This is a genomic window from uncultured Fibrobacter sp., assembly GCF_937877005.1.
In the GTDB taxonomy this organism is placed as follows: domain Bacteria; phylum Fibrobacterota; class Fibrobacteria; order Fibrobacterales; family Fibrobacteraceae; genus Fibrobacter.
Genome location: NZ_CALEFV010000324.1, coordinates 1 through 10,206, shown reverse-complemented (window position 1 = coordinate 10,206; position 10,206 = coordinate 1). Strand labels below are relative to the sequence as shown.

10 protein-coding genes and 1 pseudogene are annotated in these 10,206 nt (G+C 51.1%); all 11 read left to right on the top strand.

Annotated features, from left to right (window positions below; translation table 11 throughout):
- Window positions 1-1,967 (top strand): tetratricopeptide repeat protein (locus Q0628_RS14310; RefSeq protein WP_298772116.1); only part of this gene is annotated, 1,967 nt, incomplete at its 5' end.
- A 187-nt stretch (window positions 1,968-2,154) separates the two neighbouring features.
- Window positions 2,155-2,775 carry a MotA/TolQ/ExbB proton channel family protein gene (locus Q0628_RS14305; RefSeq protein WP_298772114.1) on the top strand — a complete coding sequence of 207 codons (621 nt, stop codon included), beginning with the start codon at window positions 2,155-2,157 and terminating at the stop codon, window positions 2,773-2,775.
- Between the two features lie 39 nt (window positions 2,776-2,814).
- Window positions 2,815-3,702 (top strand): biopolymer transporter ExbD, encoded by an 888-nt coding sequence (locus tag Q0628_RS14300; RefSeq protein WP_298772112.1) that lies wholly within the window; start codon window positions 2,815-2,817, stop codon window positions 3,700-3,702.
- A gap of 2 nt (window positions 3,703-3,704) precedes the next feature.
- Window positions 3,705-4,199, top strand: a complete 495-nt coding sequence (locus Q0628_RS14295; RefSeq protein WP_298772110.1) for a biopolymer transporter ExbD — start codon at window positions 3,705-3,707, stop codon at window positions 4,197-4,199.
- A gap of 3 nt (window positions 4,200-4,202) precedes the next feature.
- Window positions 4,203-5,141, top strand: a complete 939-nt coding sequence (locus Q0628_RS14290; protein WP_298772108.1) for an AgmX/PglI C-terminal domain-containing protein — start codon at window positions 4,203-4,205, stop codon at window positions 5,139-5,141.
- Window positions 5,142-5,390: 249 nt separating this feature from the next.
- Window positions 5,391-6,692, top strand: coding sequence for a hypothetical protein (locus tag Q0628_RS14285; protein ID WP_298772106.1), 1,302 nt, complete (start codon window positions 5,391-5,393; stop codon window positions 6,690-6,692).
- A 106-nt stretch (window positions 6,693-6,798) separates the two neighbouring features.
- Window positions 6,799-7,170 (top strand): hypothetical protein, encoded by a 372-nt coding sequence (locus tag Q0628_RS14280; RefSeq protein WP_298772103.1) that lies wholly within the window; start codon window positions 6,799-6,801, stop codon window positions 7,168-7,170.
- Window positions 7,171-7,215: 45 nt separating this feature from the next.
- Window positions 7,216-8,238, top strand: coding sequence for a rod shape-determining protein (locus Q0628_RS14275; RefSeq protein WP_298772101.1), 1,023 nt, complete (start codon window positions 7,216-7,218; stop codon window positions 8,236-8,238).
- Window positions 8,239-8,255: 17 nt separating this feature from the next.
- Entirely contained in the window at window positions 8,256-9,089 is an 834-nt protein-coding gene (mreC, locus tag Q0628_RS14270) for a rod shape-determining protein MreC (protein WP_298772099.1), read from the top strand.
- On the top strand, window positions 9,076-9,567 hold the full coding sequence (gene mreD / locus Q0628_RS14265) for a rod shape-determining protein MreD (protein WP_298772097.1): 492 nt from the start codon (window positions 9,076-9,078) through the stop codon (window positions 9,565-9,567). The genes mreC and mreD overlap by 14 nt, the downstream gene beginning before the upstream one ends.
- A pseudogene (locus tag Q0628_RS14260) lies at window positions 9,560-10,206 on the top strand (penicillin-binding protein 2); the annotation flags it as partial. The gene mreD and the pseudogene Q0628_RS14260, both read left to right, overlap by 8 nt.

The window sequence follows — 10,206 nt, the reverse complement described above, 5'->3', positions numbered from 1 at the left end:
CCCAGGTCAAGGAAACTCGCAACGATTCCATGGCCAAGGAAATCGAAAAGGCTATCGCCTACGTGCTCTTCCAGATGGCCGAACAGTCCGTTAAGCAGGGCCAGTACGAAAAGGGTGCTCAGGCTTACTTGGATCTCGTGAAGCGCTACCCGCTTATCGACATTGCCGACAAGGCCGTGTTCGAAGCCGCTGTCGCCTACGAAACCAACAAGCAGTACACCAAGGCTGCAGAAACCTTCATGATGTTGCCCAAGCAGTATGCCAAGTCTCCGCTGACGATCAAGGGTATCCTGCGTGCCGCATCGGATTACAAGAAGGAAGCAGAACTTAAGAAGACCGACAAGAAGTCTTACGAGGCTCTGTCTCGTCAGGCCGCTACGACCTTCCTCTTCATTACGAACAACTTCCCGCAGGACTCCATGGCCTTCCAGGCTATCGGCTTTGCTGCCCAGGTCTACGACTCTATTCCGGATAAGAAGGAAGCCGCTACGACTTACGAAATTGCTTACAAGCGTTATCCGAAGAACGAAAAGACTCCGAGCTTCCTGTATAGCGCCTGCTTGAGCTACGATGAAGCCAAGATGACTGACGAAGCCATCCGCTGCTCCAAGGACCTCGTTCGCGACTATCCGAAGAGCACCTACGCTCTTGACGCAGCCTTCAGTATTCCGATGGCCTACGCCAATGCGAAGAAGTGGGATCTGGCTGCTACCGAATACCACAACTTCATCAAGGGCTATGGCAACGAAGACAAGGAAAAGCTGATCGCTGCCTACATCGGTGCTGCTCGTGCCTACATGGAACTTAAGGAAGAAGAAAAGGCTGTCGAAGACTACCGCAAGACTCTCGAAGCCTATGATAAGTACGGTCTGCAGATCAAGAATGCCGATCCGGGTGTTCCTGCTGAAGCTGCCTTCTACCTCGGTGAATACGAATACCACAAGATGGATCCGATTGTCCTGAAGGGCAAGGAAAAGGAAAAGGCCAAGATTATCAAGCAGTTGGTGGACATCCTGCAGAAGGCCATGAGCCAGTACTCGAAGTCTGCTACCTACGCATCTGAACGCTGGACCTTCAAGGCTACCAACAAGATGGGTATGCTCTTCGTGACGATGGCCGCCAAGATCCGCGAACAGGAACTGAACGGCAAGAAGGAAGAAGAAATCTTTGCGGAACGTATCGGTATCGTGCAGCAGCTCCCGAGCTACTACGAACAGGCTCGTCCGATCTTCCAGAAGAACATCGACCTTGCCCGCGACCAGGGCTTCTACAACCAGGATGTGATCGAAGCTGAAGAAGGCTACATCGAAATGTACTACCAGGGTTGCGCCGTGTTCGTCGAAGTGGCTGACGCTTTCGCTAACTCTCCGCTGCCGGACTCCGCTTCTATCGTGAAGGAATATGTGGAATACGAAGGCATGGTCAAGGAAGACGCTATGGAAGCCGTCCACGAAGACTTGGAAGCCTACCGTGAAGAATTGACCAACCGTTCTAACGGTGCCAAGGAACTGGCTATTCCGCAGTGCGCAACCGGTATCAAGGCCGCCGCTCACTATGGCATCGAGAACCAGTGGACCGAAAAGCTGTTCGAACTTCTCAAGAGCCTCGATGAAAACAACGAGACCTTGAACACCAAGATCGAAAAGTTTGACCCGTCTACCTTGTTCTCTGACCCGGCCTACTTCAAGACGAAGGCTCGTCTCGAACAGATCGCCAAGTCCGAAGTCATGACTCCGGAAGAACAGATCAACACCTACCGCGACATTATCAAGGACGCGAAGGCTGAAAACGAAAAGTTGAAGGCTGAACTCGCTGACTTGAAGAAACAGCTGGCTGGTGCTGCTGCCCCGGTCTCTTCTACGACCAGTGACTCTAGCGAAATGGGTGCTGCCGATGAAGAACCGGCTGCCGAACCCGCTCCTGCTCCTGCTCCGTCCAAGAAAAAGAAGGGCAAGAAGAAGAAATAAGCGGTAAAAACAATTTTACGGGGAACCTAGTTCATAGGGTTCCCCTATTCTATTAAGGCAAAAATGGCGTTTTTTGAGCTGTAAATTAAGTTTTACCCAAAAGACCTCCCAATTTTGCTTTAAAAAAGATAAATATGAACAAAGATTTATCAAATTAAACCAAAACACTCAATAAAGGAGTACTCTAATGTCTAAAATGCTTCAATCCTTCAGCCCCGAATCCGATGGTTGGCAGTTCATGTGGATCATCCTCGTGGTGTTCCTGATCGGCCTCGGTTTCTCTATCGAACGCATTATTTACATCATGGTGAAGAGCGCTAAGGGCCGTAAGGATTTCTTGGCCAAGTTCGGCACCCACATTTCCGCCCAGCGCTATGACGAAGCCCTGAGCTATGCCAACGCAACCAAGCTCCCGATCGCCCGCGTGATGGCTGCAATCGTTGCTGCCCGTAACGGTGGCCGCGAAACCATGTCTGCTGCTTGCGACGCAGTGTTCCTGACCGAAGCTCCCCGTCTTACTCGTTATATCAGCATTATCCAGGTGATGGCTTCCATCTCTACGTTGCTCGGACTTATGGGTACGATTTACGGTCTGATCTTCACCTTCGACGCCGTGGCTAACAAACCGGCTGCAGAACGTGCCAAGGCTCTTTCCGACGGTATCGCTATCGCTATGGGTACGACTCTCCTCGGCCTTCTCTCCGCTGTGCCTCTTCTGGTCATCGTTGGCCTCCTCAACATGAACTCCGAACGCCTCATCCAGGAAATGGAAGAAAAGGGCCTCAAGATTATCAACTCCCTCGCTTAATTGAAGATAGAGAGATAATTTTAACGGAGTTATATAAACATGGCAAGACAACTTAAGAAACCAGCAAAGCCTGAAGAACCGGACCTGTTGCCGGCGATGGGCTTGTTTACGATCCTGATTCCTATGCTGTTGTCTATGACCGCCTTCTCCAAGCTTGCTATCGTTGAAATCAACATGCCGGAACGCAGCATGATGAACATGGACAACGATACGCCTCCGGAACCGGACCAGCAGGCTCTGAACCTCTCGCTCGCAATCACTGACCAGTATCTGGTGATTGGTGCCCGCGGTGGTTTCCAGCCGAATGTCTACTTCAAGGAAATGTGGACATTCCGTTGCAAGTCCGATGCGCAGCTCATTACGCATGCTCCGGAAGATGTGAAGTCGGCTGTGGAAAGTGGACATGGACCCAAGTGCAAAGATGGCTCTGAGATGGATAAAGAAAAGTATCTTTATGAAATCGAAACCATCGAACTTTGGGCAATCAACAAGGAATCCGAAGAAGATCCGGGCCGCGTGATCTGGGCAATCTATTCTTCCCAGTCTGAAAACGTGCCTGACAGTGCATATGTTGATGGCAACAACAGCTTCCTCGCCATTCCGGGCGAAGGCGCAATGGGTCTGACCCCGCCGCCGTCCCTGAAGAAGCCGAGCGCTGGTGCTGTGCTTGCAACTCTCACTCCGAACTCGGCTCGTACGCTGAAACCGGATGTCGCTGCTAAGAACATCATCTACCCGCTGTCCGCTTACGACCTGATCGCTAAGGATCTTATCCAGATTCACACTCAGTTCATTGACCTCGAAGACGTCGATAACATCATCATCGTTGCTAACGACGACACCCAGTTCGATAAGATTATTCAACTTATGGACCGTGCTAAAGAAGCCGGTTTCAGCAAGATCAACCTTGCTAAGCTGGGAGGTTAATCATGGCTAGAAAGACTCGTAAATTTAGCGAAGACGTACCTTTCTCCCTCACGTCCATGATGGACATGATGACCATCATTCTGGTGTTCATGATCAAGAACTTGGACGCTGAAGGTCAGCTTTTGACCCAGGCCGAAAACCTTATCCTTCCGGTGTCTACCTCCAAGGTGCAGCCGAAGGAAGTGGCTTTGACGGTCGTGGTCGATAACAACTATGTCGTGGTCGATAATGCCAAGATCGTTCCGACCGAAGAAGTCTTGAAGCAAGAAGATCTTCTTGTGACCAAGGTGGACTCGGTTCTTAAGGAACGCCGTGCAACGGAACAGGAACACGCCCTGAAGATGGGTCTTCCTGCTGACGAAGCCGGTAACATCATTGTGCAGATCGACAAGAACATCCCTTACGATGCGATGTACAAGGTCATGGCCACCTGTGGCTTCTCTGGCTATACGCACATTGCATTCGCCGTGATGCAGAAGAACGGCGGGGAGGAATAACTTATGGCAAAGAAGACAACTCCCGCTATAGATCCGTTAGTAGCGTCCCTGATGCCGGAATCCGACAAGAAGATGGGTGCTATTGCCGGTATCTCTTTGGTCGTTGCTTTGGCTATCTGCCTTTGGGCTTCCATGTACGAACAGGTGGTGGACGAAGTCGTGTTCGACGACTCTGCCGCTGCTGATCTTACCGCTTCTATGACCATCGATGAAAAGAAGGAAGAGAAGAAGGAAGAGAAGAAGAAGGAAGAACCCAAGAAGCCTCGTAAGAAGGCTGGTGGCGGTGGCAAGCCGCGTGGTAAGGGTCAGCCCAACGCTCCCCAGACTCGTGGTGTGCTTAAGCTCCTGACTGCTCAGACCAAGAATGCCTCTGCCGGTGCCTACGATCTCATGAAGAACCAGAAGTTCTCCAAGGATATCGACAAGGTGCTGAAGGACGTGGCTGGTCTCCAGACGACGGGTAAGACCGTTCTCGGTGGCCGTCGCGGTAAGGCTGATGGTGGCTTTAACGAAGGTTACGCCGAAGGCGGTTCCGGTGGTATCGGTGACGGTCTGGCTGGCCTCCTTGGCGGTGGTGGCGGTGGTATCGCTACCAAGGCTAAGGGCTCCATCAAGACTCCGTCTGAACGCGATATCGATATGGGTGCCGGTGGTGGATCTCGTTCCGCTGCAGACATCATGAAGGTCGTGCGTCAGCGTACTCCTGGCCTGCGTCACATCTACAACAAGTTCCTGAAGAAGAAACCGGGATTCCAGGGTAAGGTTACCCTGAAGTTCACGATCGCTCCGGGTGGTGAAATCATTAGCATTTCCATTGCTTCTTCTACGACCGGTTACGGCGAATTTGACGGCGAAGTCAAGAGCGCTGTGAGCCGCTGGAAGTTCAGCAAGGTGAAGTCTGGTAACACTACCGTGACGATTCCGTTCACCTTCTCCGAATAATTCGGGTATAGGCTTGAAAAAGGACCGGACTATCAAGTCCGGCCTTTTTCGTATTGTGAACAACGAAAAATGAGAGCTCCAAAAGGATTAGTAAGTCGTTGTTCACCCTTCGCTTCGACAATAGGCTACCAGCCTATTGCCTCTGCTCGGCCTTTTTTGTGTAAAAAAGATGATTTTGTTTAAATTTTTGTTGCGATTTTGATTTAATAAAGCTAACTTTAAAACAGAATTTTCAAGAGGAGTTTTCCAATGAAACTAAGAACAGCTGCTGCCGTCGGTACTGCGTTTGGTATCCTTGGTGTGGGCTCTGCATTTGCGACCTTTGCACGTGTGGAATCCATGGGCAAGAACACGACCTATATCATGGACGATGTTAGCATCTTCGATAACGCTGCCAATGTCAATCTTTATTCCAACTACTTGATTGGTGGCTTTGGTGCCTATACCGATAACAATCTGAACGCTGGTGGAAATGTTGATCCTCAGCATCCGACCTTTGGTGGTATCTTTGCGATTTCCTTTGGTGATGACAACAATCCTGATCCGAAGTTCTCTATTGGTGGCTTGTTTGGTCGTATCAACGAAGACCTCGCCATGTACCTCCCGAAGTATGTGCAGATGGGTACAAACTCTTTCGCAGTTGTTCCTGAAACCGTGACGAATTTCGATGGCTTCCTGGGTGGTACGTTCTCTAGCGGCGATGCCTGGGGCTTGCACATTTATATCGCCCACCAGGATGGTGGCGACCTCGATGAAAGCGGTACCTACCAGGTGAACGACGACGCTTATGCCTCCATGATTCAACTTGATGGTGGCGTGAATTTCCAGGTGGGTAGCGGAACTTCGTACGAAGCCTCCGTCGGTCTCGCCCGTGTCCAGTACGGTCCCGAACGTCATCAGTTCTTTGACGACGGCGACTTCTCCATCCTGGGTAAGGCTCGCGGCTTCTACACTCTCGAGGCTCTCGATGGCGAATTGGTTCCCGCTATTTCCGTGAAGCTCGCTCAGGCTCCTGGCATCGAAGACAAGCGTGCTCAGGCTGGCATGGGTATCAATGTGGCCATGGACCGCGGTTTCTTCTGGATGGGTCTCGACTTCATCTGGAATCAGATGAAGGCTCATGACTGGTACTATAGTACCGCCAAGAGTGGCTGGGTTTATGATTCCCGTAACGAAGACGATCCGAGCTGGGACAAGCGCAGCGATATCGGTGGCAAGATTAGCTTCGGTATCGAACGCAACATCTGGTGGGACTGGTTCGTGATTCGCGTCGGTGGTCAGAAGTCTATCCTCTACACCGAATGCGATGTGAACTCCAGGAACAACTACACGAACGATCACTACGGCATTTGCAAGGATGACGGTACCTTCTTCGCGACGAACCCGCTCGCTGACGGTTCTAACGACGACCATGTCGGCTTCGGTTTCGGCATCAACATAGAAGAACGTCTGAAGATCGACGTGACCGTTGCTGAAGATGTCCTGTTCCGTAACCCCTTCCAGGGCGAAGGCCGCATCTTCTCTCGTCTCGACGCAACCTACTCTTTCTAGTAGATTGAGTCGGCTAGGACTTGAATATGAGGACGCTCCCGCAAAGGGGGCGTTTTTTTTCTTAAGCACATCCTACTTCCTACTTTCCACTTCCTACATTTTAAATATGAAATTGATCTCCTTAATTGCGCTTTCTTTTGCGGCTCTGCTGCTTGGCTGTTCCGAACCGACGGAACGGATTGAGAACAAACTAACGGACTGTTTGCAGGACGATCTCAAGTTCATGGTGGCCGAGACGATGCGCGCTGCGGGAAACCGGGAAGGCCTGCTCGACACTCCCTATTACCGCGTGAAGGACTTTAGGCTTTTTAGCGGTGCGGAGGCACGCATCTATGCGGCATATGCCGAGGTAGATTTCTTTATCTACAAAGATATCGCCATGCATGAAAAGCGCAAGTACCGCTATGACGTGAATACTCGCGGTTGGGACCGCTACAAGAAAGAATTGAAGTTTGGTGCAGACACGCTAAAGAATTAAATCTATATTTCCGGCAGAAGTTACAACTCAAAAAAGGATTGGATTTTGTTCGGCCTCTTTTCTTGCGATATCGGTATAGACCTTGGTACAGCGAATACATTGGTCCATGTGGCTGGCCAGGGAATTGTCATTAACGAACCTACGGTGATTGCAGTGGACAGCAAGAATAACCGTGTTTCCGCCATCGGTTTTGAAGCCAAGAAGATGCTGGGTAGGACCCCGGGCGAGAGCCGTGCGGTGCGTCCCATGCGCGATGGCGTGATTGCCGATTTCGAGCTGGTTGAAAACTTGCTGCAGACATTTATCAAGCGCGTACAGAAGTATCCTCTGTGGATGGTAAAACCTCGCGTAGTGGTCGGTGTTCCGTCGGGCATTACCGAAGTGGAAAAGCGAGCCGTGATTGATGCTGCCAAGCAGGCTGGTGCCAAGGAAGTTCACCTGGTGCACGAACCGATGGCCGCAGCTATTGGCATGGGTATCCCTGTCGAAGATCCGGTCGGTAACATGATCGTGGATATTGGTGGCGGTACTTCCGATATCGCCGTGATTGCTTTGAATGGTACCGTGTGCAATGCCTCCGTGCGTGTGGGTGGCGACGAAATGGACGAAGCTATCGTGCGCTATCTGCGTACCATGTACAATCTTTGCGTGGGTGACAGCACTGCCGAGCAGATCAAGATTCAGATCGGCTCTGCAAGCCCCCTGGAAGAAGAACTGACGATGGAAGTGAAGGGCCATGACTTTATTGCCGGTATGCCCCGTACCTTGACCATCAACAGCGCTGAAATTCGCGAAGCCCTGAACGAACCTGTTGTCGCGATCATTGAAGCCGTGAAGCAGGCCCTGAGCAATACGCCTCCTGAACTCTCTGCTGATATTTACGACAAGGGTATCATCATGACGGGTGGCGGTTCCCAGCTGCGTGGCTTTGACGAACGCATTCGCCAGGAAACGGGCCTTTCCGTGAACGTGATTGACGAAGCCTTGATCTGCGTCTGTAAGGGTGCTGCGCGTATTCTGGAAGACTTGGACAAGTATCGTCCTGTTTTGATAGCTTCCTCGAACTAGTAAATTGATGCAAATCGATGCTTAGGGCTTTCCGCTTTATTGTCGACTTGTTTTCTCAAAGGCATGGCGTTGTCGCCTTTGCCTTTTTCTTGGTGCTGGGTCTCTTGATGAGACAGGCTCCCAATTTCGTTCGCGAAAATATTGTATCGACTGCTCTGGGGACGGTTTTCTATCCGGCACAGCTGGTTGTATCTGCAGTGACGAACTTTAGGTCGGTTGCTCAGGAAAACGAACACCTCAAGGAAGAAAACGCCCGATTGAGGCAGGAAACGTATCATGCTCGCGAGGGCTTGCAGGAACTCGCTCGACTGCACACTCTGGTTCGGTTCGATGATAAGTGGGATTACCCGATTGTGACTGCCCGCGTGGTGGGACACAACCCGGGACGCTTCCTGACGACGATCGTGATAAACCGTGGAACAGAGCATGGAGTCAAGGAGAACATGCCTGTGTTCTCGATGAACGGCCTGGTAGGAAAAATTTCGAAGGCGACGATCGCTCATTCGCGTGTGCAACTTCTTGTTGATCCAAATCTTAAGTTGTCTGTAATGGATCGTCGCACTCGCGTCGTGGGTTTCCTGGAATCAAAGGATGGACGCCGCCTGATGGCGATGGTGCCCGCCCATGCGGGTATCCATGAGGGCGATACGCTGGTGACATCGGGGCTTGGTGGAATATTCCCGAAGGGAATTCCTCTTGGAACCGTCAAGGAAGTCCGCAAGTCCGATCTTGACGTGATGCACCAGATGGATGTTGAACCGTTTCAGGAATTTGCAACTCTCGAGGAAGTATTCGTGATGCAAAAGGATCCTGATTGGGTGGTAAAGGAGCTGCTCGATGAATACCCGTAGGTGGCTTCTTACTTTGATCATGTTTGTCATCGTGTTCTCGTTGCAGATGACTGTCGCGGATTGGCTGAGCATTTTTGATGTCGGTCCCGATTTCGTTGTCATCTTTATCGTGACGATTGCAATCAAGTTCGGCCCTGCAGCAGGGTGCTTCTGGGGCTTTTTGGCAGGATTCACGCAGGATGTCTACGCTCCGGTGGAATGGCTCGGGGCGCATTCAATTGCGATGCTGGTCCTTGGCTTTGTCGTGGGGCAGCTGGAGGAGCGTTTCCTGTCTCTCAACCTTCCTGCAAAGGTGGGAATTCTTGGTCTCGGATTCTTTGTCTGCGATATGATCTATTTTGGTGTTACGGGCCTTTCCAAGGATGTCGTGACCAACCTCTTCTTGACGAAGACCTTGCCGGAATGCTTGTATACGATGTTCGTTGGAATCATTTTCTTCTATCTGGATTTGGATAAGAAAAAGAAGAAGCATGTATAGGGGTCCTTCTGACAACGAGAGCCTGCAAAACAGGAACTGGAATGTCCTGATTTACATGACGGGCGTCATTATCTTGTTCGCCATATTGCTTGCCCGTCTCTTTTCCTTGCAGTACACCCATTATGACGAAAATTTGCAGCGCTCCGAAAACAACCGTATCCGCAAGGTGGAACTGGTTGCGGAACGCGGCTATATCTACGACCGCAATGGCAATGTTCTTGTTCGCAACAGGCCTTCTTACCAGGTGGCACTGCAGGCGACGAGCATGCCCGGCAAGAAAGAGCTCCGTGATTCTCTTTTCAACCGTCTTCTGCGTATTCGCGACGTAGATGGAGGTCGCCTGTTTGATTCGCTGTCGTTGGATACGGCGTTCCAACGTTCCCGCTGGATCAAGACGCGTCCAATCCGTTTGCTGGAAGATGCCTCGCCGGAACAGGTTGCGCTTATCGAGGAGCGTTCCGACGAACTGCCCGGTGTCGAGACTCTGATAGAATCGAGACGCGAATATCCCTATGGAACTTTGGCGTCCCATGCTCTTGGTTACACGAGTGAAATTTCGGAAGACCAGCTGAAACAGCCCGAATACAAGGGATACTCGCAGGGAGACCGTATCGGTCAGAAGGGGCTAGAGCAGTTTTA

Coding starts and splice junctions, on each gene's coding strand:
- Q0628_RS14295 (WP_298772110.1), top strand. CDS start 3,705: ATGGCTAGAAAGACTCGTAAATTTAGCGAAGACGTACCTTTCTCCCTC.
- Q0628_RS14280 (WP_298772103.1), top strand. CDS start 6,799: ATGAAATTGATCTCCTTAATTGCGCTTTCTTTTGCGGCTCTGCTGCTT.
- Q0628_RS14290 (WP_298772108.1), top strand. CDS start 4,203: ATGGCAAAGAAGACAACTCCCGCTATAGATCCGTTAGTAGCGTCCCTG.
- Q0628_RS14285 (WP_298772106.1), top strand. CDS start 5,391: ATGAAACTAAGAACAGCTGCTGCCGTCGGTACTGCGTTTGGTATCCTT.
- Q0628_RS14305 (WP_298772114.1), top strand. CDS start 2,155: ATGTCTAAAATGCTTCAATCCTTCAGCCCCGAATCCGATGGTTGGCAG.
- mreC (WP_298772099.1), top strand. CDS start 8,256: ATGCTTAGGGCTTTCCGCTTTATTGTCGACTTGTTTTCTCAAAGGCAT.
- mreD (WP_298772097.1), top strand. CDS start 9,076: ATGAATACCCGTAGGTGGCTTCTTACTTTGATCATGTTTGTCATCGTG.
- Q0628_RS14300 (WP_298772112.1), top strand. CDS start 2,815: ATGGCAAGACAACTTAAGAAACCAGCAAAGCCTGAAGAACCGGACCTG.